Consider the following 24282-nt stretch of genomic DNA (forward strand, 5'->3'; position numbering starts at 1 on the left):
AGATTGTCCATTTTGTCCGTTTACTATAAAACGCTTTCATTTTAACATGAGTAGTAAGAAGAAGATTTCAAATATATCACAATATATTAAAGGAATTGAGGGATAATCACAATGAAAAAGATTATAAACAAACCAGAAACATTAGTAATGGAAATGTGTAACGGAATGGTTATGGCTCACCCAGAGCTTGAACTTTTGAAAAAATATAAAGTTATTAAGAAGAAAGAAATGAACGAAAACAAAGTAACGTTAATTAGTGGCGGCGGTAGTGGCCATGAGCCGGCACATGCAGGATTAGTCGGAAAAGGAATGTTAGATGCGGCGGTGTGCGGAGATGTTTTTGCTTCTCCTTCACAAATTCAGGTATACCAAGCAATTAAAGAAACAGCTAGTAAAAAAGGAACGTTATTAATTATTAAAAATTACAGCGGCGATATTATGAATTTCAAAAACGGTGCGCATTTAGCGACGGAAGATGGAATTGAAGTCGACTACGTAAAAGTGGACGATGATATTGCGGTAGAAGATAGTCTGTATACAGTAGGACGCCGCGGCGTTGCAGGAGTTATTTTAGTTCATAAAATTGCCGGCGCAGCAGCGGAAGCAGGTATGGATTTAGGAGCGGTGAAAGCTGTCGCAGAAAAAGCAGCGGCTAACGTGCGTACAATCGGTTTAGCGTTAACGTCTTGTACAGTTCCAGCGAGCGGATCACCTACTTTCACACTTGAGGAAGATGAAATGGAATACGGCGTAGGTATTCACGGCGAGCCAGGAATTAAACGTGAAAAAATGTTGTCGGCTGATGAATTAGCTAACCGTATGACAAATGATCTTGTAAAAGATTTAGGAGTAAAAGATGGCGAAGAAATTGCACTTCTAGTTAACGGTTTTGGCGGAACACCACTGCAAGAACTTTACTTATTTAACAACGCCGTTACGAGAGAATTAGCTGCAAGAAACATTAAAATTAATAGAGTATTCGTCGGTAATTATATGACGAGTATCGATATGGCTGGTATGTCTTTAACTGTAATGAAATTAGATGATGAGTTAAAAACATTACTATCAAAAGAATGTAATACACCAGCGTTTAAAGTAGATGGACCAGTTGAAAGTGTAGAGTATGTAAATGTACTTGAAGAAACAGAAGAGAAGGAAGTTTCATTTGAACTAGAAACGGCGGAAGAACACGCTGTTATTAAAGATAATGTCATTACATTAAACAACATGATTTATCTCGTTGATAAAATGAGCGACGTTATTATTAAAAATGAAGTACCGTTCTGTGAGCTAGATACGCATGCTGGCGACGGTGACTTCGGAATGAGTGTTGCAAAAGGATTTAAACGATTAAAACGTGAATGGCATTCTATCGTAGATCAAGAGAATATAACGATCGGATCATTCCTTGATGGTTGTTCGATGATTATTATGGAACATTGCGGCGGCGCATCTGGTCCAATTTGGGGCGGTGCATTCCGCACAGCTAGTAAAGCAGCTGGCGAAAAACGTGAGCTAACAGTGAAAGAATTCGGTGAAATGTTACAAGCGGCACTGAAAGGTATACAATCTATCGGTGAAAGATCATTCGGTAGAGGAGCAGTAGTTGGTGATAAAACACTTGTTGACGCGCTTGCTCCATGTGTAGATTCTTGGTTAGATAGCGCCTCAAACGAAGTAGACGTAAAAACTGCCTTTGAAAAAGGTGCAGAAGCAGCGGTTAAAGGAGCAGAGTACACGAAAGAAATCGTAGCACGCATGGGCCGCGCTGGTACAGTTGGCGAAAGAAGTTTAGGATACCCTGATGCAGGTGCACATGCGCTTGGAGTTATCTTTACGGAGATTGCGGGTAGTTTGAAATAGGAATTAGCAAGTCCCTCTACCTTAAGGTGGAGGGACTTTTATATAGTTGATATGTAGAAGACTTCTTTCGGTGCTCTCCCTGTAAAATATGAGTTTGTTACTATTTTTGATAAAATCTTATTTCAAAAATACAACTAATATTTCTCAACATTAATATATTGAAAATAGTTAGAATATTTAAGATAATCATTTGTGAAGAAGTAAATTATAAAAAAAGGGGGAATTTATTTTGTTACGTCGTTTATCTATTTGTACAGTACTAACAGCTTTTATATTTACTTTATTTACATTTAACGGCTCTGCTTTCGCGGCTACGAATACTACTGAAAATGAAACAGTAGTAGCAGCTTGTGCAAAGGGAGGTACGGTAGGTGTATATGGTGCAAAGATGCGCAGTGGTTATACTGTCGATTCACCTGTCTTACATACATTTAATGATGGTACGAAAATTACTGGAACATGGGTAACTGGTGAATATGTTCAAGGTCATTACAGTAATTCTAAACAGTGGTTAAAAGTTACATATAAAGGGATGACAGGTTATGTATCCCATACAACACTATATAACGTTTGCTCATAAAACTATGTACCATAATAGCTTTGGATATATTGAGCTAATCTCTTCTAGAGATTAGTTCTTTTTTATCTCTTAGTTTTTAATGGGGCATTTTTTGAAAAAGACCAACGATTCATTAAATCGATGGTCTTACGTTTATATAGTATTCATTTGTATCTATATCAAATTTTTCATTGCTTTTTGCTTATTTCAGATTTAGTTTGTTTGTGATTGCAGCTTATCAATTTTCCAGTATGTTTGTAGAGGGTCTAAAGAGCTTTCAATATAAAACATATATTCATCTGCGGTACGTGGTACTTCAAAAGCTATTTTCAATTCTACCGTTTCATTTGGTTTAACTTGTATATCAGAAGGGTTTTGATCAAGCACCTTTCCTTTATAGATCTTTCCGTCTTTTTCATCTTTTAAGTTATATTTTAATTCTGATAATCCAATCGTTTGACCTCGTACATTTTTTACAGAGACATTAACAATGACGGAATCGTTGCTAGCATTTAAATATGCACTTTGAACAGCGGTCAAGTAATAGCCTCCCTTAACACTCTCACCAACTAATAAAATACCTTGTTCCAAGCGGCTTATCTCTTCTTTTTCTTCAAAATTTATTAATTCTTCATTTTCATTTTTTGCGGTTGGTTCTTCTATTGGACCATTTTCAACGGCACTATCTGTTTTATCTTGTGTGCAAGCAGCCGTAATACTGACTAATACTAGAATGAAAGTAAGTAATATAGATAATTTTCTCATAAAATTTATCTGTCTCCTTAAGTTTCTCAATTTTGTGCAGCTATACATATAAGATTAACATAATGTCTCATTATTGGCTCAAAATAGGGGATCTTTTAGACATCTTATTCTTTTTACTTTTAATATACATTCGATTGGTTCTCGCGATATTTGTTAATCTTTTAAAACATTGGCTTAGTAATACCAAGGGTTATTATAAATATATTAATTACATAATTTGTCCATATCAAAATGAACGTTTTTTGCATTTAATATATTGTAAATATATTTTATTTTGGAAGGATCTGATTATATGGCTCATAAATCTACTGGAGTGTTTCGAGTTCCAGTTTCTGAAAATGGGATTATTCCAACTGCTCTCAACATTATGTTAAACAATGATTCACGCTGCCATACTAGTAATGTAACGGTAACTGTTAAGAGAAGTCGAAACACCTTTTTCCCAACTCAAAATGAATTAGTTGAAATCTCTCGTACTTTTGTTTCTTTAGAACCAAACAGAACAACTAAGATTGTGTTGTTTACTCCAGAATTTCAAATAGAAGATTTCCTTGATGTCATCATTAGTGGAAATAAAGAGGATGTTAAGGATGTTCTTGTATATTCTTTCTTAGCAGATTCAGTAGGTCACAATCTGCCATCTACTGTTTTCAGAAATGCAGAATACACTTTTGCTTGCTGACACTGTGATAATGTATTCTTTACTGTCGTATATCTAAATTGAAATGTTACAAGTAGCACTTCACGGCATACAATCTATCGGTGAAAGATCGTTCGGCAGAGGAGTGGTAGTTGGTGAAAGAAGTTTAGGATATCCAGATACACATGCGCTTAGGGTACCTTTACAGAAATTTTGGGTAGCTTGAAATAGAAATTAGAAGATCCCTTCTACCTTAAGGTGGAGGGGTTTTCTTAATATTATTTTTTGATATATATTGCTAAGTATGTTCCAATAATTCATTCTATTGTATTGAGAATAATGTCATCTACATCAAAAAAACGGCTTATAAAAGGAACTAGTATTTGAGGTGGGTTTATTAACGAATTTTATATATAGCATGAATGAAAATGAGATAAATAAAACAATATTCCTTATTATGTTTTTAAAAATTAATTGAGCAGGTCCTTGTAAAAATAAAGAAAAGACACCTAAAGGTGCCTTCCGCCGGCTTAAATTATTTTAATATTATCGATCTAAGTTTAAAAGCTATAAGGATTTTTTCTGTAGGATTTGTAAGTAGTTTTTATGAAATTATGAGTGGTTATTTTTGTTTTCGAAATATTCTTCTTTAATTATTTGTAATTTTTTTTCGTTTTTTGTTAATTCAAATATAAATAATGATTTTCTCATGTTATTAGCAACATCTTCTTCATTATATTGTTTAAGCTTTAATAAATTTGAACCTTTTCCATAGTATAGTTCACCCAATAAGTAAAAAGTATTTAGATTAATAGCTAATTGGATACCCTTATCAATGTATTTTATTGCTTCTTCGTATTGATATGTGTAACTTAAATTTTTTGCTAAATTATAAATGATTTTCAATTTAATTTCTTTATCTCTAGGAAAATCTAATTTGTTAAAATTATTTAAACATCTTTTAAGGATAGTAATACTTTTTTTGTATTCTTTGTTTTCTGCATGAAGTATAGCCATTGTATGTAGAATATCTATTTCTCTCTCTGATAAAAAATCAATATTGGTTACAGTTAGTTTTAGTGCATTATTTAAAAGAGTTAAAGCCACTTTTGTTGAGTTATTCACACAATATATAGCAATTGCTTCATGCCATATTAGAAATTGTTTATCTTCTTTTGTTTGAAAATTATTTGTGTATTTTTCTCTTGTTACTATTTCATAAAGCTCTTTATATTGATGTTGCCTTATGCAATCCCTCATTACGTATTTTACGTTTTCTGTATATTTTAATTTCTTGTTTTGAGTTAGTGCAAATATACTATTTGGATCAACACCGAGTCTTTCTGATAATTGATATAACAATATGCTAGACGGATAAATCACACCTTTTTCGATCTTACTAATTTGACTTTGTGAACATATTCCGTGACATAAGTCGGATTGTGATATATTTTTTTTAATTCTAAGTTCTTTAATGGTAATACCCAAATCGTTAAATTCCATTTTTTCACCTACTATTTAGCACTTTATTAATATAAGAACATTCTCTAACCTTAATGTAATGTAAAGTTAATATAGTTGCAATTATTGTTTTAAAGGGCTTATCGTTTCTATAAGATGGTAAGATTTTTTTATGTACAAAAAAGACACTCTAAGGTGCCTTCTTGCGATTTGCTCCATTGTAATATGGTATTGGATGCCAGTCCAATTATTATTTTAACACGTTAAATAGCTTCGGTTATTGAGAAAAAAGACAATTCATTATTTGAATGCAAAAAGTCCTAGGGGGACTAGGACTTTTTGCTAGAATGAATATGATTTAAAAAAGGACTTATATAACGTAACATATGAATGTTTCGTAAATGTATCAAAAAAGTGAACAAAAGCGTTAATTTAAATAAAAAAAGCTCCGCGATAAAAGCTGCGGAGCTTCATAAGGTCGAGTTATGTCGTACTCACAAGGGATTTTAACATGAATGTTGTGGTAAAAATACTGGTAAATTTATCCCGTAAAATCCCGATTGGTTTAACTAATAATCAGTGGGGGATGAATAAAACTCCCACTGATTAAAGTTTCACTTCATTCGAAGGAATTCATGTTTTATAAATTAGATTATGAGAGTTGATATTCTCCATATTGACCAGAAAAGAACTAAAAATTCTAGTGAAATTCCAAGTGTTCGTTTCCTAGTTTTTTGAAATTCTTTTATTAAATAGCCAACAGCACTAATTGCTATAAGAATGAAAAGAATAAGTTCGAGTGTAACTGGCATTTTATCTACCCCTAATACTGTAATTTATTATATAAAGATTATAAGATATTTTTGTGGCTAGTGGTGAAAAATTCAATAGAACTATTTCTAAATGGAGTAAACCTTTCAACGGACCAAGCAAAGGTCAATACAAAAAGTGTTATACAATATACGCATGGAGAGCCGTGGGGCTAAAGAAATATTGGAGTATAAAGAGTTGTTAGATCAAAGGATTATTACAGAAGAAGAGTTCGAAGTGTAGAAAAAAGTAATTATTAGGTATATAGATGAAACGCTCAAATGAGCGTTTTTTTTATTTATATATTCGCAAGTAAAATAACATAATATTACTATGAATCCTTATAACAATATGAATTTTTGCATATTTTAAAATTTAATATATCCCTTAAAAACTTTTAATTGTATAATATATTTTGTCATATTTTTAGATTTTTCGACATAAACCAACAAAAATAGAGAACGTATTGGGAGAAGACATTATGTATACAAAACTATTAAAATCAATTACATCATTATCATTTATTGGTGGTGCGTTGTTATATACAAATGGCAGTGATGTGAAAGCTGCTGAAGTGGGTGTTTTTTCTGATGTGCCGACATCACATTGGTCATATCCTGCGATTAAAGATTTAGCAAGTAAGAATATTATTTCTGGTTATGGAAATGGGATATTTGGTTTTGGAGATGTTGCGACAAGGGAGCAAGTTGCGGCTTTAATTTATCGAGTGTTAGTACCGAATAAACAAGGCGGTTCGTTTAGTAATGATGGAACTCGTTACGTATTAAAGGATGGATCTACGTTTAAAAATCCTTACGGTGATATTAATCAAAATTCTACAATGTTCCCAGAAGAGGTATTAACTTTAACGAATTTAGGAGTTTTTAAAGGTGATGAAAATGGCCAATTTAGACCGAAAGCTTCTGTGAATCGTGCGGAAATGGCACAAATTCTTACGAATGCTTTCCATCTTGCGGCAAAACAAAAACATACCTTTAAGGATGTTCCAAATCCATTTTGGGCAGAAAATGCAATTAGTGCAGTGCAGTCAAATGGAATCGCAGATGGCACAGGGAATGGGAATTTTGAACCGTATGGCACAGTAACACGTGAACAGTATGCGCAGTTTTTATATAAAACTTTGAAGTATAAAAATGCTGATGTGAAAGATACAGGGGATGCGGCATTATTAACAGCGTTTAAAGAGGAAGTACAAAAGCGTATTAATACATACGAGACAAATATTACACTGCCATATAAAACGAAAAATAATAATACAGACGAAGTGATGAATACACTTTTTAACGCATATAAAGAAGTGGCAAGTAAAAATGAGTATACAAATAATAATAGATCGAATGTTTCATATGGACTTTCTGGATCACCTGGAAATTATACGTTTACGCTTAAGATTACATATCGTGAAACGAAAGAACAGACGGAATATGTCATGAAACAAGCGAAAGCAATCGTTTCTTCTATCACTCAAGTTGGAATGGATGATCACGAAAAAGTGAAGGCGATTCATGATTACGTAGTAAAGCATGTTTCTTATGATACGTCTTATAAAGCTTACACAGCATATGAAGCACTTGTAAATCGTTCTGCGGTTTGCCAAGGTTACGCACTATTAACTTATCAATTATTAAAAGAAGCAGGAATTGAAAATCATTTCGTGACAGGAACTGGGGACGGACAACCTCATGCTTGGAATTTAGTGAAAATCGAAAACAAATGGTATCACCTTGATACAACATTCGATGATCCGGTTCCAGATGAGCAGGGCCGCGTAACGTATTCGTATTTCAATTTATCAGATGAACAAATCGCAAAAAATCATGAGTGGAACCGCGGAGACTATCCGCAAGCGACAACAAATTATTATAGTACACTGACAAATAAAATTGCGGCAGGTAGTAAGAAAACGCCTGCATATCAGCAAATATTAAAAGATACAAAGTTAAACTATCTAGGAAATGAATATATTGCAAATAACTATACTGAATTAAAAAATAAAATGCAGCAACGCTATAGTGCAAAACCAGAGAAAATTGAAGTGTTATACAAGCAATCAATGAATGGTGCACTACAAGATGTGAAAAAGGTAATTGGCGAAATCGATTATCCGCAAGGGGCAAACCGAGTTTCTTATAAAGCGGAGCCGTACAATGCGAAAGAAGGGTATTCTTTAGTGACGATTACGTTTACGTATTAAAAACAACCTAGATCCTATAGGATCTAGGTTGTTTTTTATTATTCTTCGACAAAACATGACAATATACAGATAAATTCTTTGCTACTATGAGATGAGAAATCTTACATTAAAAAAACTGTTTAAAATAACTAATACAGATAGGCGGAAAAAAATGAACCGAAAGTTACTAATGGTATTAACATGCGGTACATTGCTTATGGGAATGGCTGCTTGTAGCTCAAATGAGAAGACTACAACTGAACCAAAACCTAAACAAGAAGAAAAGGTTCAGGAAAAACCGAAAGTTCAAATCATTCAAAAGCAGCAAAAAGATAGTTATGTAGTAAGTGAAGATGAACTCTCTAAAGCAGCACAGTCGATTGGTGAAATCCAAAACGAGCAAACTATAAATGATATGATGATACATATGTCTTTACAAAAACTCACATTCAATGGGAATAATCTTCATGTTTCCGGTACCCGTGATGTAGGGCGATTTCAAATGACGAAAGAAAACATTCAATACTTAAAAAACAACTTAAATGTTATTAATAATGATGAAAAACCAAAATATGAATCTATTCTGAACAAATGGTATGATGGAGAGTTCGAATCTGTAGTTAAAGACTTTGAAGAAATTCATTATTTACGTTCAGGAAAAAAGCAAAGTATGGAGGGATCTAAACTAGCTAAAAAAATTGATAGTGATGAAAAAGAATTTATTCTCCATTTCTTTGGTCAAGAAGGATTAGATATCCATAATAAAGAGTGGAAACAGGGCGAGTTATAGAAGTAAAACTGAATTTCTCTTCACTAGGAAGTACAATGTTTTACGGAACAAAAAAATAATGAAATTCCCTTAAATATAGTCCCATCCGGAGGTTGTCTATACTGAGATTCAATAGATACACAGTAAGGCTTATTTTTCTAGCCATTGGCACAAATGCTGCATTATCTATGTGGATTAAGCAGGGACTTTTAGGTGTCATCAATGCTATTATTTTCTTGTTAACCGCTGCACGGAAGTCCAATACATATTATTAAAATTAAGATGGTTCAAATCGGAGGAAGTCACCTTAGGGTATCTTTGCTTTTTTATAAAAAAAGAAAATTGTACGTTTAGACGCATTTTAAATACAAAATAACCGATTCCTTATACGTTAAGAAACCGGTTATTTATTCCCCCACTTTTTTAGAGGGCTTTTTCTTATAATGGTCTTAAATGATTGATTTAAGGTTATAAACTTAAATCATAAATAAAATATAGAGTAAAAACTATATACGAAATAAATGTAATGAAAACAAGGAAACATATAAACTGAGAATTAGATACATATTGTTCTATTCTTTTTTTCATGTTAATTCGTATTATTTTTCAAATGTGAAGTATCAATTGGAATTTGAGCTTTCCAAGAACCAATTACTTTTCCAATTCTAGTTATATTTACGTCTAAAGTAAGAGGCTGTTTAAAAACGTCTTTTTCTTCAGTAGTTATAACAAATGTAGCAACACCTTCAGGTCTATCATTATCACGAATGCCTATTTTATCTAACTTTTTACCTGCTGCCATAAGTTCAAAAGGAAGATAATCATCTGAATCATGGATAAATGATAGTCTCCCGTCATTTTTAATCTCAGGGTTTTCCTCTTGTTGCCCATTAATTTTACCATCATTCTCAAGATCTAATCCTGATGTATCAAATTCAAATGGTACTAAACTTCCGTCCGCTTTTTCCATTCTATAATGAACTGATATACGTGAATCTACGATAAATACTTCTTTGAGATGTACAGTAATACCTTGATCTGTAATTTTTTCATCAATAGGAATATATTTACCATTCTTCATCATATCTTGTGTGATACCATTTTCATCTTTTATTCCTTCATTTACAACTTTATCATTTGTAATTGCATTAGAAAAATAGGAAGCAACATTTGTAGCCGCCACTTGTACTTGTGGAATCATTGCTGTTGTGAAAAGTGCTGCTGCAGCTACTGCTGTATAAATAAAACGTTTTGATTTTTTACTCATGTTTGTAAAGAGTCCCTTCTTTTGTTGTTTTTTGTGATTTATATTAGAAACATTGTCTAACTTGGAACGACTTTCAAATGTTTTCCATGCTTGTTCTATATCAATTTTGATTTCTTGTGGTGAATTTGCAGATTCTTCATCTAGCATTACGTTTTCCCATTGATTTAATTTACTAATTTCTATTAATAAATCTTGGCATGCTTCACATGTATCTAGGTGTTTTGTGAATTCCTTTCTTATATCATGAGAAAGTTCTCCATCAATATATGTTTGAATAAACCCGATATCATAACATTTCATTTGTTATGCCTCCTCCATTTGTTTATAAATCTTGCGAAATTTCATTTTGGCTCGGACCAATAATGTTCCAATAGAAGATATTTCAATTTGAAGTACTTCTGCAATTTCTTTATATTGAAAACAAGAGAATTTCATTAGTAAAAGGGTTCGTTCTCGATCATTCATTTTATTTAGTATCGTTTGGACCTTTGTAATTTCTTCTTTTCTTATCCAATCATCGTCTAATGATGAAACATTGTGTACTTCATGGTATTGTATTTCTTTATCAATCTTCGCTTGCTGCCTTTTTTCAGATCGAAAATGGTTATAGGCTACATAAGTAGAAGATTTAATCAACCATCCAGGTATGTTTTCAATTCCTTTCCAATCACTACGATATAATTGTAAAAATACTTCTTGTGCTAACTCTTCAGCGATAGATTGATCTTTAACAATCCAGATGATTTGTTTCACAGCGTAAGCATAGTACTGCTTAAATAAATCTTCAAAGGTCATATCAGAAGCATGACTTTCTTCATTTTCTATGGTTAACATGTTCGTTTAAACCTCACTTTCAATTTGATACCTGTATTATAGAGAAACCAGAAAAACGGATTTTGTGACAGTTTTTCTGGATATTTTTTATTATGTACTAAAAAAAGCATTCATCTGATTAAAAAGATAAATGAAAACATAAAAACTATAACTCTTGCAGTAGTTGTCTATTAATGTACAAGAAAACAGTTAGTTTGTTGCCAAATTGTATCTAAACGTACAATTTCATTTCTTCTATTTTCATGAATATGTATAATTACATAAAATTTCAAAGAAAAAGAGAGTATACTTTCATATTGTGTAATAAAGATAAAGCCCGCCTACGGAAATAGGCGGGTTTTTTTTACTTATAAAGAAAAGACAACCTTTAAGGTGTCTTCCTTTTGAAATCTAGGTTGTCCAGTTTGTTTTACTTTGGTGCAATAGCGATATTGTTGGGAATAAAGTTTCACCATATTGCTATTAAACTAAAATATTAAGATTGCACTTAAACGAAATTTATAGCATTGAAGTTCATTTTGGAGGGGGGAATGTAATACTACATTTTTAAAGTATTCGTTACACTTGAACCTCTGCACATTGCGTAGAGCTTTTTTCATGAAGAAAGGACACTCTAACGTGAGCGTCCTTTCGATAGTTTTTAGCAGAAGCAAGCAGCTCCAACGATGATTAATAAAATAAACAATACAACTAATAAAGCAAATCCTCCAGCAAAGCCACAGCCGCCACAACTACCACCAAAGCCCATAATAGTTCCTCCTTTAAATAGGAGGAGAAAAACAAAGGTTCACTCATGTGTTTTAACGGATTCCATTTACTTTATGCTTTTTACGAATAAATGGAGCAGGTCCTTTTCAAAATAGATTTATTCTTAGCAGGAGTTCAAAGGAAAAACAGGAGAATCCATATTATTCTTTAAGAGCGAATAGATAGAAATCCGCTTTTATACCTTTCATTAAAAGAATACTAGCATTATATATTATAAGGAATACTTGTCCTTAATTGTAAATGAAAGGGGGGAATTGATATGAGCTATGGCTATGGTCATCCTCCTGGAAGATGTCATAAACATTACAATGAAACTTTGTCAACGGGTGTATTACGTAGACATTCCGCTACGTTATTTCTTACTGTTGAAGCTATGAATGTTGATCCAGATGATACTCGTAGAGTAACAGTTGAAATGTTTGATTGGTCATCTGGTTCTCCGGTATTGTTACCATTAATAGACCCTTCAACACAAACATTGCCACCTAATCGATATGTTACTTTTCGTTCAGCAGCTCTTCCTCCAGCACTTTTTGCTTATGAAGTAAGAATCATTCGTCCGAAAGATAGAGATGTTGTTACGAATGTTTTTGGTCTTAGTGCAATCGTATTTAATCCACAAGAAGGAAACAATGTTTTACAACATGATTTAGCAAAATTAGACCTTAAATAGATTTTATAAAGGTCTATTTATTGAGCATGATTAAAAAAAGAGTAGGATGTAATCCTACTTTTTTTTAACGTTAATTAGAATTTTAAAAGAAATCCTTCATTATTTTAGCATCTTTAATATTCACTATCACACCTTCTACCTTATCTTTCTTCTCATCTTTAGCAATCGTAATTTGCTCCTTATTATCAGCCCACACAAGAAATTCTTCTTTTGAGTCATCTTTATATGTAACAGTAATAGTAGAATGTGCAGATTCTCTCTTTTTTTGATCTAGTGTGATTTGTTTAGGAGTGCCTTTTTGGACTGCTGAAACGATAGATTGTATCATTTTTTCGTTGTCTGTTTGAGATTTGGAAGTAGTATGATTTGTTGTTTTCAGTATTTCAATGTCTGTAATATTAGCGGAATTTAATTGAAAGGTATTTTGTGTATGTTCTTGCTTAACTTGTGAAGCTTTATCTGTAGCCGAGGTGCTTGTACAACCTATTAAAGTGAAAGATAGAGCGGTTAGTGCGCATATAGATATGATTTTTTTCATAGTATCCCTCCTTAAGCTTAATTATATCAATTTTCTGTTAATTTAGGTAGTTATTGTAAGGAGAAGATGTTTTAAAGTGGTAAATGATGATGTTCATTCTCTATTAAAATCAAAATTCACATAACTTTTTTCATATTTTATGTTTAACATTTCGAAAATGGGTGTACTACATATAATATAACAAATAATTCATTTTAAAGGAGGAAGTTAAAGATGGAAACGAAGTATAGTAAACCTTTTGTATATGAATTTATTACGGAGAAAGAGGTCATGAATGCGGCGAATGATCTCGTGAAAAAAGGAGTAGACCAAAAAGATATTTACGTATTAACGCATGAGAAAGATAGGACAGATAGAATTGCGGACAATGCAGACGTGAATACAATTGGGATAAAAGAGGAGGGACTTGGGACAAGCATTATTAACGTCTTTCAAAAAACAGGAGATCAGTTAAGAAATAAAATGCAAGAGTTAGGGCTTAATGAGGAAGAAGCGAACTTTTATGAAGAAAAACTGGATGAAGGGAAAATCTTGTTATTCGTTAAGGATTTAGAAAGAGTCGGTGAATGGTTACAAGAAAGAAGATGCATGTATTCTATTTAAATTTGTATCCTTTAAATCTATAAATCTATTCCGAAAAGGAGATTGTAAATATGAGTGAGAACGGACTAAAAGAACAGGTTAAAGGTAAAGTTGAAAAGAAAAAAGGACAAGTAAAAGAAGGAATTGGTGAAGTTACAGAAGATAGAGAGTTGAAAAATGAAGGGAAGTGGGAGAAGACGAAGGGAACTATAAAAGAAAAAGTCGGAAAAGTGAAACAAAAGATAAGTGATGGATTGGATAATAAAGAATGATACATGTTTATCAAGCTTTGGTTACATACCAAAGCTTGATAAATCAAATATAAAAACAATATAGGAGGTTTAATTGTGGGACTTATTATTACGTGTATTGTAGGTGGACTTATTGGTGCGTTAGCCGGAATGATTACGGGAAAAGACTTTCCTTTAGGTATAGTTGGTAATGTGATTGCTGGTTTAATTGGATCTTGGGTAGGTAGTGCGTTATTTGGTCATTGGGGTCCTGAATGGGGAGGCATCTTTATTCTTCCAGCGTTATTAGGTGCAATCGTCTTTATTTTAATCGTTACATTCTTCTCTAGAATGCTGCGGAAAGCGTAAGTATGATAATGAATAGTAATCTTAAGTTTATTATATATAACTATAAAGTGAATGAACTGATAAATATACATAAAAAAGCATCCAATTGAACTAATTTGGATGCTTTTTTAATGTAATCTGCATAGGAATGAGCGGGGGATGAAGGCCCCCGCTCATTGAAATTACACTTTTTATTATGTATTAAACCATCGTTACTTTTTCACAATTATTTATCTTTACGACCTGCCTTGGCTCTATATGAGATAAGTCCTCGCTATTACCTATATCAACTACAATTGTATTTGTTAGTATGTTAATAATGGAACCAACTAACGTTGTAGCATGATCGTGTCGATAAGAAAATTGAACAAAATCTCCCTTTTTAAAGTTGTGCTCTTCCATAGATAGATCCCCCTAAAAATAATGTTTATACATTATACATACACAAAATTATAAGTTTTAAACATTTATTAGTACGATTTAAGTGTTAAGCCGAGAAAGGTGTAGAAAATTTATTTATAATGAAAATAAAAAAATATGTTTAAAATTAATTTTTATGGGTAATTAAATAGTAAGAGTTTGAGATAAGGGGGCGGAAATGATGAATTTGGCAATAAATATTTTGCAAAATGATGTAGGTTATACAGTACAACTTAATGGTGAAATTGATGCTTATACGGCATCAGATTTGAAAAATAAGATTATGCCTATTGCAAGCGAAAAAGAGGTTCATATTGTAGTAGATTTTCATAACGTAGATTATATGGATAGTACTGGTTTAGGCGTTTTTATAGCTCTATTAAAAGCAGTTAAGAAAAATGATGGAAAGCTAGAGTTTATTGGTGTATCTAAAAGACTAAAAAGATTATTCGATATTACAGGACTAACAGAAATATTAAATTTGAATTCCGATTTTGAAAAAGTAGAAAGAAGGTGACTAGGGATGATGGAGAGATTTGAAAAGATAGAAATGAAAATTCCTGCAAAAGCAGAATATGTGGCTATTATTCGTTTAACAATGGCTGGTGTTGCGAATCGAATGGGCTTTGCTTATGACGATATAGAAGATATGAAAATTGCTATTAGTGAAGCATGTACAAACATTGTACAACATGCATATAAAGAAGACGTTGGAGAAATTACAATTGTCTTTGGCTTATATGAAGATCGATTAGAAATTATGGCTGCGGATAATGGAGTTAGCTTTGATTTTAATAGCTTAAAAAGTAAAGTTGGTCCGTATGATATTAATAAACCAGTAGAACATTTGCCAGAAAATGGTTTAGGTTTATATTTAATCAATACGTTAATGGATGATATACAAATTATGCATGATGAGGGCATGACAGTTTTAATGACAAAATATATACAAAGAGAGCAGGTGGAGAATGATGGAAATCCAATCTCAACCTACAAATCTTACTAAAGAAGACGTTATTAAACTAATTGCAGACTTCCAACAAAACCAATGTGATGAAGCACAGGAAAGATTGGTTAATCACTATAAAAATCTTGTATACTCCATTGCATATCGCTATTCAAAAGGTGGGCCGATGCATGAAGATATTATACAAGTAGGAATGTTAGGGCTCTTAGGTGCAATAAGAAGGTATGATTATTCGATAGGGAATGCTTTTGAGCCGTTTGCAATACCTACAATAGTAGGCGAAATAAAGAAATATTTACGTGATAAAACTTGGGGTATTCACGTTCCAAGGCGAATTAAAGATTTAGGCGGGAAGATTAAACTTGCGATAGAGGAGCTAACAGATCGTTTCCAGCGTTCACCGAAGATTATAGAGATTGCAGATCATTTAGGACTATCCGAAGAGGAAGTGCTAGAAATTATGGATGCGAAAAATAATTATCGCGTATCTTCCTTAGATGATGTAGTTGAAAATTCATCTGATGGCAGTTCGGTAGCGAGGATTGAATCTGTAGGTGAAGTAGAGCAAGGATATGAAGAGACAGAAAGGCGTCTCGTTTTAAAGGATATTTTTAACGTATTAAATGAGACAGAAAAGAGTGTTATTCATTATATATTTGGAGAAAATTTAAATCAAAAAGATACAGGGGAACGGTTAGGTATTTCACAAATGCACGTTTCTCGTATTAAAAGACAAGCGATAAGTAAATTGAAGCAAGCAGCATTTTTAGATACATAAAAATTAAAAATCATTATGTTTAAAACATGAGAAAAGGGGTAGTTATTAAATATAGGAGGAGATATAAAAATGTCACACGATGTGAAAGAACTAATCGAAGGATTGAATGAAGATTTAGCAGGAGAATACTCAGCAATTATTATGTATAACCATAATGCAGCTACAGTTTCTGGTATATATAGACAAGTGTTAAAACCTTTCTTTGAATCTGAAATTAGTGATGAACAAGGACATGCCCTATACTTAGCGGAGAAAATTAAGACGTTAGGTGGTACACCTACTACAATCCCTTTACCAGTGAAACAAGTAGAAGATGTTAGAGAAATGTTAGAGTCCGCTAGACAATCAGAATATGAGACAATTAAGCGTTATGAAACGAGAAAAGAACAGGCAGCGAAATTAAATATGACAGAGTTAGTTGTAAAACTAGAAGATATGATTGCAGATGAAACAAATCATATGGAAGAATTAGATCGTCTTTTAAATGACAAAGCAATGGTGTTAAATTAATAGTGGAAATTTATAGAATGAAAGAACAAACTCTCATTTCTGGGGGTTTGTTCTTTTGCTGTATAAAAATTATGTTAGAGTAGGAAATTTTCATTTTGTAACTGAGTATGCAATACTAGAAAAATAGAAAATGATAATAGATTTACATTTTAAATAAGAAAAGGGGAAATAACTTGTGTCCATTTTAATTGTCGATGATAATCCGGTTAACATCTTTGTAATTGAAAAAATTTTAAAACAAGCCGGATATCAGGATCTTGTATCGCTGAATTCTGCACAAGAGCTTTTCGAATACATTCAATTTGGAGAAGATTCTTCCAGGTATAATGAAATTGATTTAATCTTATTAGATATTATGATGCCTGAAATTGATGGACTTGAAGTTTGTAGGCGATTACAAAAAGAGGAGAAGTTTAAAGATATTCCTATTATTTTTGTTACAGCTTTAGAGGATGCCAATAAATTGGCCGAAGCTCTTGATATGGGGGCAATGGATTATATTACGAAACCTATAAATAAAGTTGAACTATTAGCACGTATGCGTGTAGCGTTACGCTTGAAATCGGAATTAAATTGGCATAAAGAACAAGAAGAAAATCTTCGGAATGAATTAGATTTAGCTACGCAAGTACAAAGAAACTTATTAAGTAGCCCATTAAGAGAAGATTATATAAAAATTGAAGCAAGTTACTTACCTTCATTTAAATTAGCTGGAGATATGTATTATTGGTATAAAATCGATGAAAACCGCTACGGTATTATATTATTAGACGTGATGGGACATGGTATATCTGCTTCATTAGTTTGTATGTTTATTTCGTCTGTATTACGTGAAACGATTAAATCTTTAATCGATCCAGAACTTGTCATTAAAGACTTAAATAAATATATGACTCTTTTACATAATGAGAATGACGATATTCCATATTATTTTACAGCGATATATTTAGTAGTAGATACAGAAAAGAGAACGATTGAATATGTAAATGCAGGGCATCCTTCTGGATACGTTTTAGTTGATGAAACAAATATGGTTGAACTAAATCGCGGGAGTTGTGCGGTAGGATTTTTTGATGAAATAAAAGTTGAAAAGACAGTTATACCTTTTGAGAAGAACGCTCAAATCGTATTGTTTACAGATGGTGTTCTTGAAGCAATTGCAAATGATGAATTTGAGGCTGAAGAGAAATTACGTACTTTTACAGAAAGAAAATGGGGAGATTTAGAAGGCGAGATAGAAGGGTTTTACAAGGAAGAACAAAAGAAAGCGCAATCAGATGATATGTGTCTAATTATGATACAGACGAATGCGAAATAAAAAGCGTATGAAATCCAAACAGAGGATTTCATACGCTTTTTATCCCGCATTAACGGGCAGTAAGACTCCTACCAAAAAATTAGTCTGAAGCAAAGAAGGTAGGTGGGAGATCAACTGCCCGTAAATGCCCGATTGGTTCAACTAATAATCAGTGGGGGATACCCCACTGATTAAAGTTTCACTTTATTGTATTTTTTGATAAATTTGTTCGCTAGGATTAAATTGGGTATAATGCGGCATTATATTTGAAAAACGAAGCGTTTCTTTATTTCCTAAACATAGAAAACCATTGTGACTTAAACTTTCATAAAATAGTTGCTGCACTTGATTTTGAAGTTTACTTGTAAAGTAAATTAAAACGTTACGACAAAGTATAATATGAAACTCGTTAAAAGATTGATCAGTTACTAAATTATGCTGTGCAAAAATAATGTTTTGTAAAAGTGATGGATTAAAATAAGCAAAACGATTATCTGTTGAATAATAGTTAGAAAATGCTTGTGTACCGCCAGCTTGTAAATAATTTTTCGTATAAGTTTGCATTTTATTTAACGGGAGGATAGCTTGTTTTGCTTTTTCTAACACATTTGTATTCATATCTGTTGCGTAAATAACCGACTTTTCACTTAATCCTTCTTCGTGAAGTAAGATGGACATTGATAATACTTCTTCACCAGTTGCGCATCCAGCATGCCAAATTCTAATTTCAGGTTGCTTTTTTAATTCAGGAATAACATGCTCTCTAAGCGCTTTAAAAAAGGCAGGGTTACGGAACATCTCAGTTACATTAATCGAGAAATCATTTAATAACTGTTCTAAAACCCCTTCCTCGTGAATTACTTTTTCAATTAATTTTGAAATGGTAGGGATATTAGAGAGCTGCATTCTATTACAAATTCTTCTATAAATAGATGTGCGAGCATATTGGCGAAAATCAAATCCTGATAGTTTAAATACTGCTTCTAATAGTAATTCAATTTCTAAGTTCGTGCGCTCATCTGTATCTACTGATGGATCAAAATTATAATACTTATTTTCCACTCCAACTAAACCTCACTTATTTTATTAACCATACACTCATTACCGAATAGAGTTGATGTAGATTTAATGGTTTACTTATATAATCTGAAGCGCCAGCAGATAAACATTTTTCCTTATCATTTGGCATTGCTTTAGCAGTTAATGCGATAATAGGTATTTCACTTAACCCTAAGTTCATTCGGATATTTTCCATCGTTTCATAACCGTCCATATTAGGCATCATAATATCCATTAAAATAAGGTCAATATTTGTATTACTTTTTAGTATTTCTAAACACTCTAAGCCGTTTTGGGCAGTAATAATGTTGGCATTTTGTTTTTTTAATGCGTTTTGTAACGCAAATATATTTCGATGATCATCATCGACAATTAAAATGGTTTTCTCTTGGAAGACGTTATTTGTTTCGGGAGTAACGATAGTTTCTTCAACAACTTCAGCAGGAATAACATCTTCTATCGTTGCTGCGACTTCTAAATTGGATAACTGTATATCTGGTAATCCATTTGGAAGGTTAGGAATATATACCGTGAAAGTACTACCTTCTCCTACATTACTCTCTAACGTAATCCAACCACCTAACAATCTAGCAAACTCTTTACAAATAGATAAACCTAATCCTGTACCACCATACTTCCGAATCGTTGCGCCATCTGCCTGTTGAAAGGCTTCGAAAATAAGTTGATGCTGTTCTTTAGCGATACCAATACCAGTATCTTTTACTGAAATTGTAATCCAATCTTTACTTATAGACTGCATATCATGACTTAAATTACTTGTTTCTATCGAATCGAAATGTAAAGAAACGGATCCTTTTTCTGTAAATTTAAATGCATTGGATAATAAGTTTTTAATAATTTGCTCAATCCGTTTTGCATCTGTATAAAACAGATCAGGAATCGTATCACTGTCTTCAATAGTAAATTCGACATTTTTTTGTGCAGCTATATGTAAAAAGTTTTGATGCATATTGGCTGCCATGTCACTTATGTTCGTTGCTTCAAAAATGATGTCTAGTTTGCCTGCTTCTACTTTAGATAAATCGAGTATGTCATTAATTAAAGTAAGTAAGTCTTTCCCTGATGAATGAATGACAGTTGCTAATTCAATCTCATCGTCGGATAAATTGTTATCATGATTTTCTCTTAACATTTCAGATAATAGTAAAATACTATTTAACGGTGTGCGTAATTCATGTGACATATTTGCTAGAAATTCAGATTTGTATTTTGAACTACGCAACAACTCACTTGCTTTTTCTTCTAATTCTGATTTAGTAATTTGTAAGTCAGCTGTCTTTTGCTCCGCCTCTTCCGTTCTAGACTCTAATTGTTCATTCGTTGTTCGTAATTCTTCTGCTTGCATTTGTAGTTCTTCCGCTTGCGTTTGCAATTCTTCTGATTGAACTTGTAACTCTTCTGTCATTGCTTGTGATTCATGTAAAAGAGTTTGAATTCGCATACGTCCCATAATGCTATGGATTGTTAAACCTAGATTATCAACGGTTTGTTGAATTAAATCTTGATGTAAATCTGAAATCTCAGTTACACTTACTAACTCCATTACTGCGATTACTTCATCCTCAAATAAGATAGGGATGATTAATAGATTTTTAGGACGTATTTCTAATACTCCGCTAGTGACATAACGAAACTCTTCGGGTATATCCCTGAGAATAAAACTTTTCTTTTCTAAGGCAGACTGTCCAATGAAACCTTCACCCATTTGAATGGATTGTTTCCCAATATCAGCACCTTGATCGGCGAAAGAAGCTTTTTTCACATAGTAGACAGTTTCTTCATATTCTTCACGTACATAAAATGCACCGCAAGAAGTTTGCGTTTTTTGTATAATTCCACTAAGAATTTTTTTACCTAACATCTCAATAGAAGATACACCTTGATACATTAAAATTAATTCTGCAAGCTCCGTTTGTAACCATTCTCTTTTCGATATTTCGTCTAGTAGGTGATTCGTTGTATGAGCAAGATCTTTTATTTCATCACGTGTGTTTACATGAATTCTTTCCGTGATTTTTTCTTTAGAAGAAATGGATTTAATAGCTTGAATTACATTTTTAATCGTTTTTGTAATGGAATTCGAAATATAGAGTGAAATGATAATAGAAATACAAGAAAGTAAGAACAATAAACTGTATAACCAAATCTCTAATTTATTATTTTCAGTATCTAATTGTGCTGCTCTTTTTTTCGTTAATTGCTCCTCAGTGCTACGGAAGTTAGTTACCTGTGACTGTAATGACTGAATTTGAGTCGTGTCGATTGTTTGTACATTATTACTATTATGATTTGCAATTAACGGGTGAATCTCTTTATTTATCCAACTAATAATATTTTCGTTAATCTGTTTTAATTTTTCTTGCTGAGATGGGTTATCCTCTAATAATGAGAAAAGATCTTGATAATGCTTTTCGTAATCCTTTTCCGCAGAATTAAGAGATTGTACGTAATTTGGATTATTAGAAATGATAAACCCTTTCGCTTTATTTTCAATTGTTAGTAAATCTTTCTCCACTTGATTTGTTAAATTGAGAACTTTAAAATCGTGATCAATAATAAAATTACGAGATTTTTGTAAATTAGAAATCTCATTGTTCAACATAATGAAAGAAACAAGTAAGAACAAAATGATAACTAAATAACCAGCCATAATTTTGTAGCGAATACTAAATTTTGCTTTCGAGTTCATTAAAAATTCCTACCTTCAAGGTTATTAAAACTTTTCTATTTTAAAGAATGAAAAACGTAATATATATTATATCAGTTTTCATAAGGCTAAACTAGAAATCCCCCTATTGTATTAGGGGGTTCTTTTTTTATAGAGGAAATCATTTTGAAATATAAAAACATATATGAAAGGTAGTAAACGAGGGAATAGAGGATAACAAATATTCTAAGAAGGGAAGAGTGTTCTTAAAGCTCTTTTTGCATCTATTCCTTCAAAAATAAATAATACAAGATCTCTCTTTTTTACAGTAAGGAAAAAGGATACTAGAGTGCTTAAGTTTTTAATAGAAGTAAGTGTTCCGTGTTTACTTATAAATACATTCGTTTGAAATGTTGTCATTAAAGCATAAAAATGATGAATCTGAGTTATTGTAGGTGTTTCATTATAAGAAATAGTAGTAGAGTGAATGGCGTTCATCGTAATATTCCTTTCCATATAGTAAGCATAACAATATAAACATACCCGTTTTAAAAAGTGTTAAACATATAAATAAGAAAAAATATAATTATAGTTTTTTACGTTTAGAAAAGGTTAGGAAGGGTATACATATACTACAAAGAGATTAACTGAAGATGAATTGTAAGATGTCTATGTTTAGTAGATTAGTCTATCAAAATATACTTTTACTTTAAATAAAAAGGAGCCTGGTATACATGAATGAAATGATGATTAATATTACATTTGATTTAATTTACTTGTTAAGTAGTTCACTTGTAGTGCTTTTACTATTCGCTTTTTTCGTAAATGGTTATGTTAATAAAAAGATTAGTGTATACAGAAATGAAGAAAAATAAAGATACATTATATAAAACTTTAGGAGGTTAATAGTTATGAATGTAGATAGAAAAATAGTAGGTGTTTTTAGAACAATTGATGATGCGGCACTCGTTATTAATGAATTAAATGAAAAAGGATACTCAGCAGATAACATTTCAGCTATTGCGAAAGATCAAAAGGAAATTGAACATCTGGAAGAAAAATCGGGTGAAAAAGTGAATAGCGAAACTGCACATAAAGCAGATATCTTTTCAGCGACAGGGCTTGTAGCTGGAGGAGTAGCAGGCGGACTCGGTGGTTTATTAACAGGTCTTGGTATACTTGCCGTTTCTGGAATGGGTCCAATTGTAGCAGCAGGACCAATTGCAGCAGCTATTGGAGGAGCTGGTATTGGCGGAGGAGCTGGAAGTTTAATAGGAGCATTTATCGGCTTAGGAATCCCTGAAGACCATGCTAAAAAGTATGAAGAATATATTTACGATGGAAATATATTAATTTTAGTAGATGCAAAATTAGATGATAAGTTAGAAATATATAAAATATTTGATAAGCATAATGCCTATAACTCTGATTTCTTTAAATAAAATGTAAACAAAGTGAATATCGTTTTTGATCTTACAACTTTGGCGCGGCCGAGGAGTCGTATGACTATAAGAGAGGAAGGGCTTATAGTAAAAGATCAAGTCCTATTATGATATTGAGAAGGGAAGAGGTGTCTATTCGTGATTGTAAAAATATTAAAGGATAGTAGCAATAGTTTCCTTTGCACAGTTCAAAGTAAAAATGGAGATCAGTATGTGAAAAAATGGTTTAGTAAACATGAAAATAATAAAGAATTAGGGCGACCAACTTTTAAAGAAGTAGAAAAGGATTGGAAAGAAAATAGAGACTCGTTTATGTATCCTAATGTTAAAGCGCTTTATTGAACATAATGGGGGTTTTATTCTTACAAAATTGTCACACTCCTGTAAGGTAATTCAATAGATTAGATATTTTTTCTGTGTCATAATAAAGACATAAGAAAGCGCATTAAAAAACTACAACTTATTAGGAGAGTGTCAGTCATGATTGTAACAACAACGTCTGGAATTCAAGGTAAAGAAATTATTGAGTATATCGATATTGTAAATGGTGAAGCTATTATGGGTGCAAATATTGTCCGCGATTTATTCGCTTCCGTTCGTGATGTTGTCGGTGGTCGTGCTGGTTCTTACGAAAGCAAGCTAAAAGAAGCTCGTGATATCGCAATGGATGAAATGAAAGAACTTGCAAAACAAAAAGGTGCGAACGCTATCGTTGGTATTGACGTAGATTACGAAGTTGTTCGTGATGGAATGTTAATGGTTGCTGTAAGTGGTACAGCTGTACGTATATAAGTAAATAAAAAACAGGCTCCCCCTTAAAGTTCATGCTTTGAGGGGATT

28 protein-coding genes and 1 pseudogene are annotated in these 24282 nt (G+C 32.4%); 19 read left to right on the top strand and 10 right to left on the bottom strand.

Annotated features, from left to right (window positions below; translation table 11 throughout):
* The first annotated feature begins 111 nt into the window (after positions 1 to 111).
* Both dhaK and NST27_RS05100 read left to right on the top strand, forming a co-directional pair.
* Complete coding sequence (dhaK, locus tag NST27_RS05095; protein ID WP_000720754.1) at positions 112 to 1863, top strand: dihydroxyacetone kinase subunit DhaK; 1752 nt, start codon at positions 112 to 114, stop codon at positions 1861 to 1863.
* A 229-nt stretch (positions 1864 to 2092) separates the two neighbouring features.
* On the top strand, positions 2093 to 2443 hold the full coding sequence (locus NST27_RS05100) for an SH3 domain-containing protein (RefSeq protein WP_000946195.1): 351 nt from the start codon (positions 2093 to 2095) through the stop codon (positions 2441 to 2443).
* A 192-nt stretch (positions 2444 to 2635) separates the two neighbouring features.
* Here the strand turns inward: NST27_RS05100 and NST27_RS05105 are convergent, their stop codons facing one another.
* Positions 2636 to 3187, bottom strand: coding sequence for a DUF4352 domain-containing protein (locus tag NST27_RS05105; RefSeq protein WP_001228898.1), 552 nt, complete (start codon positions 3185 to 3187; stop codon positions 2636 to 2638).
* A 292-nt stretch (positions 3188 to 3479) separates the two neighbouring features.
* Here NST27_RS05105 and NST27_RS05110 point away from each other — a divergent pair, with 292 nt between their 5' ends.
* Both NST27_RS05110 and NST27_RS29520 read left to right on the top strand, forming a co-directional pair.
* A complete protein-coding gene (locus NST27_RS05110) occupies positions 3480 to 3869 on the top strand; it encodes a hypothetical protein (protein WP_000940659.1) in 390 nt (129 codons plus the stop codon).
* Between the two features lie 40 nt (positions 3870 to 3909).
* Positions 3910 to 3996, top strand: a pseudogene (locus NST27_RS29520) (dihydroxyacetone kinase, ATP-dependent); the annotation flags it as partial.
* A 443-nt stretch (positions 3997 to 4439) separates the two neighbouring features.
* Here NST27_RS29520 and NST27_RS05115 read toward each other — a convergent pair.
* Positions 4440 to 5330, bottom strand: a complete 891-nt coding sequence (locus NST27_RS05115; protein ID WP_000395461.1) for a helix-turn-helix domain-containing protein — start codon at positions 5328 to 5330, stop codon at positions 4440 to 4442.
* A gap of 1249 nt (positions 5331 to 6579) precedes the next feature.
* Here NST27_RS05115 and NST27_RS05120 point away from each other — a divergent pair.
* Both NST27_RS05120 and NST27_RS05125 read left to right on the top strand, forming a co-directional pair.
* Positions 6580 to 8313: an S-layer homology domain-containing protein gene (locus NST27_RS05120; protein ID WP_000288166.1), complete on the top strand. Its 1734-nt coding sequence runs from the start codon at positions 6580 to 6582 to the stop codon at positions 8311 to 8313.
* Positions 8314 to 8464: 151 nt separating this feature from the next.
* Positions 8465 to 9082 (top strand): DUF6241 domain-containing protein, encoded by a 618-nt coding sequence (locus NST27_RS05125; protein ID WP_001080427.1) that lies wholly within the window; start codon positions 8465 to 8467, stop codon positions 9080 to 9082.
* Between the two features lie 568 nt (positions 9083 to 9650).
* Here NST27_RS05125 and NST27_RS05130 read toward each other — a convergent pair.
* The 3 genes from NST27_RS05130 to NST27_RS05140 all read right to left on the bottom strand — a co-directional run bounded on the left by NST27_RS05130 (position 9651) and on the right by NST27_RS05140 (position 11910).
* Complete coding sequence (locus NST27_RS05130; protein WP_047385702.1) at positions 9651 to 10628, bottom strand: DUF4179 domain-containing protein; 978 nt, start codon at positions 10626 to 10628, stop codon at positions 9651 to 9653.
* Between the two features lie 3 nt (positions 10629 to 10631).
* On the bottom strand, positions 10632 to 11162 hold the full coding sequence (locus NST27_RS05135) for an RNA polymerase sigma factor SigX (RefSeq protein WP_000955502.1): 531 nt from the start codon (positions 11160 to 11162) through the stop codon (positions 10632 to 10634).
* 640 nt (positions 11163 to 11802) lie between these two features.
* Entirely contained in the window at positions 11803 to 11910 is a 108-nt protein-coding gene (locus NST27_RS05140; RefSeq protein ID WP_000505670.1) for a YjcZ family sporulation protein, read from the bottom strand.
* Between the two features lie 279 nt (positions 11911 to 12189).
* Here NST27_RS05140 and NST27_RS05145 point away from each other — a divergent pair, with 279 nt between their 5' ends.
* Positions 12190 to 12603 carry a hypothetical protein gene (locus tag NST27_RS05145; RefSeq protein WP_000120207.1) on the top strand — a complete coding sequence of 138 codons (414 nt, stop codon included), beginning with the start codon at positions 12190 to 12192 and terminating at the stop codon, positions 12601 to 12603.
* Between the two features lie 82 nt (positions 12604 to 12685).
* On the opposite strand, the gene NST27_RS05150 is transcribed toward NST27_RS05145, so the two are convergent.
* Positions 12686 to 13141, bottom strand: a complete 456-nt coding sequence (locus tag NST27_RS05150) for a hypothetical protein (protein WP_000720861.1) — start codon at positions 13139 to 13141, stop codon at positions 12686 to 12688.
* 213 nt (positions 13142 to 13354) lie between these two features.
* On the opposite strand from NST27_RS05150, the gene NST27_RS05155 reads away from it, so the two are divergent.
* The 3 genes from NST27_RS05155 (at position 13355) to NST27_RS05165 (ending at position 14322) form a co-directional block, all read left to right on the top strand.
* Positions 13355 to 13744, top strand: a complete 390-nt coding sequence (locus NST27_RS05155; RefSeq protein ID WP_000448821.1) for a general stress protein — start codon at positions 13355 to 13357, stop codon at positions 13742 to 13744.
* Between the two features lie 50 nt (positions 13745 to 13794).
* Positions 13795 to 13995, top strand: coding sequence for a CsbD family protein (locus NST27_RS05160; RefSeq protein ID WP_001293469.1), 201 nt, complete (start codon positions 13795 to 13797; stop codon positions 13993 to 13995).
* A 75-nt stretch (positions 13996 to 14070) separates the two neighbouring features.
* Complete coding sequence (locus tag NST27_RS05165) at positions 14071 to 14322, top strand: GlsB/YeaQ/YmgE family stress response membrane protein (RefSeq protein ID WP_000522902.1); 252 nt, start codon at positions 14071 to 14073, stop codon at positions 14320 to 14322.
* A 180-nt stretch (positions 14323 to 14502) separates the two neighbouring features.
* On the opposite strand, the gene NST27_RS05170 is transcribed toward NST27_RS05165, so the two are convergent.
* Complete coding sequence (locus tag NST27_RS05170; RefSeq protein WP_000391014.1) at positions 14503 to 14703, bottom strand: hypothetical protein; 201 nt, start codon at positions 14701 to 14703, stop codon at positions 14503 to 14505.
* Positions 14704 to 14899: 196 nt separating this feature from the next.
* On the opposite strand from NST27_RS05170, the gene rsbV reads away from it, so the two are divergent.
* From rsbV to NST27_RS05195, 5 genes are all read left to right on the top strand, one after another.
* Positions 14900 to 15238 carry an anti sigma b factor antagonist RsbV gene (gene rsbV, locus NST27_RS05175; RefSeq protein ID WP_001986277.1) on the top strand — a complete coding sequence of 113 codons (339 nt, stop codon included), beginning with the start codon at positions 14900 to 14902 and terminating at the stop codon, positions 15236 to 15238.
* A 6-nt stretch (positions 15239 to 15244) separates the two neighbouring features.
* Positions 15245 to 15727 (top strand): anti-sigma B factor RsbW, encoded by a 483-nt coding sequence (rsbW, locus tag NST27_RS05180; RefSeq protein WP_000970580.1) that lies wholly within the window; start codon positions 15245 to 15247, stop codon positions 15725 to 15727.
* Positions 15690 to 16466, top strand: a complete 777-nt coding sequence (gene sigB, locus NST27_RS05185; protein WP_033689128.1) for an RNA polymerase sigma factor SigB — start codon at positions 15690 to 15692, stop codon at positions 16464 to 16466. The genes rsbW and sigB overlap by 38 nt, the downstream gene beginning before the upstream one ends.
* 69 nt (positions 16467 to 16535) lie before the next feature.
* Positions 16536 to 16976 carry a ferritin-like domain-containing protein gene (locus tag NST27_RS05190; RefSeq protein WP_000017755.1) on the top strand — a complete coding sequence of 147 codons (441 nt, stop codon included), beginning with the start codon at positions 16536 to 16538 and terminating at the stop codon, positions 16974 to 16976.
* 175 nt (positions 16977 to 17151) lie between these two features.
* Entirely contained in the window at positions 17152 to 18294 is a 1143-nt protein-coding gene (locus tag NST27_RS05195; protein WP_000025537.1) for a fused response regulator/phosphatase, read from the top strand.
* Between the two features lie 183 nt (positions 18295 to 18477).
* Here NST27_RS05195 and NST27_RS05200 read toward each other — a convergent pair whose 3' ends face one another.
* The 3 genes from NST27_RS05200 to NST27_RS05210 all read right to left on the bottom strand — a co-directional run bounded on the left by NST27_RS05200 (position 18478) and on the right by NST27_RS05210 (position 22498).
* On the bottom strand, positions 18478 to 19335 hold the full coding sequence (locus NST27_RS05200; protein ID WP_000429043.1) for a CheR family methyltransferase: 858 nt from the start codon (positions 19333 to 19335) through the stop codon (positions 18478 to 18480).
* A 16-nt stretch (positions 19336 to 19351) separates the two neighbouring features.
* A complete protein-coding gene (locus tag NST27_RS05205) occupies positions 19352 to 22042 on the bottom strand; it encodes an ATP-binding protein (protein ID WP_001084956.1) in 2691 nt (896 codons plus the stop codon).
* Between the two features lie 204 nt (positions 22043 to 22246).
* Entirely contained in the window at positions 22247 to 22498 is a 252-nt protein-coding gene (locus tag NST27_RS05210) for a hypothetical protein (protein ID WP_000991357.1), read from the bottom strand.
* 236 nt (positions 22499 to 22734) lie between these two features.
* On the opposite strand from NST27_RS05210, the gene NST27_RS05215 reads away from it, so the two are divergent.
* From NST27_RS05215 to NST27_RS05230, 4 genes are all read left to right on the top strand, one after another.
* Positions 22735 to 22875, top strand: coding sequence for a hypothetical protein (locus NST27_RS05215; RefSeq protein ID WP_001004571.1), 141 nt, complete (start codon positions 22735 to 22737; stop codon positions 22873 to 22875).
* A 36-nt stretch (positions 22876 to 22911) separates the two neighbouring features.
* Positions 22912 to 23442 (top strand): general stress protein, encoded by a 531-nt coding sequence (locus NST27_RS05220; RefSeq protein WP_001100100.1) that lies wholly within the window; start codon positions 22912 to 22914, stop codon positions 23440 to 23442.
* 138 nt (positions 23443 to 23580) lie between these two features.
* Positions 23581 to 23784 carry a DUF4028 family protein gene (locus tag NST27_RS05225; protein WP_000635861.1) on the top strand — a complete coding sequence of 68 codons (204 nt, stop codon included), beginning with the start codon at positions 23581 to 23583 and terminating at the stop codon, positions 23782 to 23784.
* A 138-nt stretch (positions 23785 to 23922) separates the two neighbouring features.
* The gene (locus NST27_RS05230) at positions 23923 to 24234 is read left to right on the top strand and encodes a YbjQ family protein (protein ID WP_000637510.1); all 312 of its coding nucleotides are present in this window, start codon (positions 23923 to 23925) and stop codon (positions 24232 to 24234) included.
* Positions 24235 to 24282: the final 48 nt, after the last annotated feature.

Origin of the sequence: Bacillus sp. FSL W8-0770, from assembly GCF_038008705.1 — a bacterium.
Lineage (GTDB): Bacteria > Bacillota > Bacilli > Bacillales > Bacillaceae_G > Bacillus_A > Bacillus_A cereus.

Coding starts and splice junctions, on each gene's coding strand:
- dhaK (WP_000720754.1), top strand. CDS start 112: ATGAAAAAGATTATAAACAAACCAGAAACATTAGTAATGGAAATGTGT.
- NST27_RS05105 (WP_001228898.1), bottom strand. CDS start 3,187: ATGAGAAAATTATCTATATTACTTACTTTCATTCTAGTATTAGTCAGT.
- NST27_RS05110 (WP_000940659.1), top strand. CDS start 3,480: ATGGCTCATAAATCTACTGGAGTGTTTCGAGTTCCAGTTTCTGAAAAT.
- NST27_RS05115 (WP_000395461.1), bottom strand. CDS start 5,330: ATGGAATTTAACGATTTGGGTATTACCATTAAAGAACTTAGAATTAAA.
- NST27_RS05120 (WP_000288166.1), top strand. CDS start 6,580: ATGTATACAAAACTATTAAAATCAATTACATCATTATCATTTATTGGT.
- NST27_RS05125 (WP_001080427.1), top strand. CDS start 8,465: ATGAACCGAAAGTTACTAATGGTATTAACATGCGGTACATTGCTTATG.
- NST27_RS05130 (WP_047385702.1), bottom strand. CDS start 10,628: ATGAAATGTTATGATATCGGGTTTATTCAAACATATATTGATGGAGAA.
- NST27_RS05135 (WP_000955502.1), bottom strand. CDS start 11,162: ATGTTAACCATAGAAAATGAAGAAAGTCATGCTTCTGATATGACCTTT.
- NST27_RS05140 (WP_000505670.1), bottom strand. CDS start 11,910: ATGGGCTTTGGTGGTAGTTGTGGCGGCTGTGGCTTTGCTGGAGGATTT.
- NST27_RS05145 (WP_000120207.1), top strand. CDS start 12,190: ATGAGCTATGGCTATGGTCATCCTCCTGGAAGATGTCATAAACATTAC.
- NST27_RS05150 (WP_000720861.1), bottom strand. CDS start 13,141: ATGAAAAAAATCATATCTATATGCGCACTAACCGCTCTATCTTTCACT.
- NST27_RS05155 (WP_000448821.1), top strand. CDS start 13,355: ATGGAAACGAAGTATAGTAAACCTTTTGTATATGAATTTATTACGGAG.
- NST27_RS05160 (WP_001293469.1), top strand. CDS start 13,795: ATGAGTGAGAACGGACTAAAAGAACAGGTTAAAGGTAAAGTTGAAAAG.
- NST27_RS05170 (WP_000391014.1), bottom strand. CDS start 14,703: ATGGAAGAGCACAACTTTAAAAAGGGAGATTTTGTTCAATTTTCTTAT.
- rsbV (WP_001986277.1), top strand. CDS start 14,900: ATGATGAATTTGGCAATAAATATTTTGCAAAATGATGTAGGTTATACA.
- rsbW (WP_000970580.1), top strand. CDS start 15,245: ATGATGGAGAGATTTGAAAAGATAGAAATGAAAATTCCTGCAAAAGCA.
- sigB (WP_033689128.1), top strand. CDS start 15,690: ATGATGGAAATCCAATCTCAACCTACAAATCTTACTAAAGAAGACGTT.
- NST27_RS05190 (WP_000017755.1), top strand. CDS start 16,536: ATGTCACACGATGTGAAAGAACTAATCGAAGGATTGAATGAAGATTTA.
- NST27_RS05205 (WP_001084956.1), bottom strand. CDS start 22,042: ATGAACTCGAAAGCAAAATTTAGTATTCGCTACAAAATTATGGCTGGT.
- NST27_RS05210 (WP_000991357.1), bottom strand. CDS start 22,498: ATGAACGCCATTCACTCTACTACTATTTCTTATAATGAAACACCTACA.
- NST27_RS05215 (WP_001004571.1), top strand. CDS start 22,735: ATGAATGAAATGATGATTAATATTACATTTGATTTAATTTACTTGTTA.
- NST27_RS05220 (WP_001100100.1), top strand. CDS start 22,912: ATGAATGTAGATAGAAAAATAGTAGGTGTTTTTAGAACAATTGATGAT.
- NST27_RS05230 (WP_000637510.1), top strand. CDS start 23,923: ATGATTGTAACAACAACGTCTGGAATTCAAGGTAAAGAAATTATTGAG.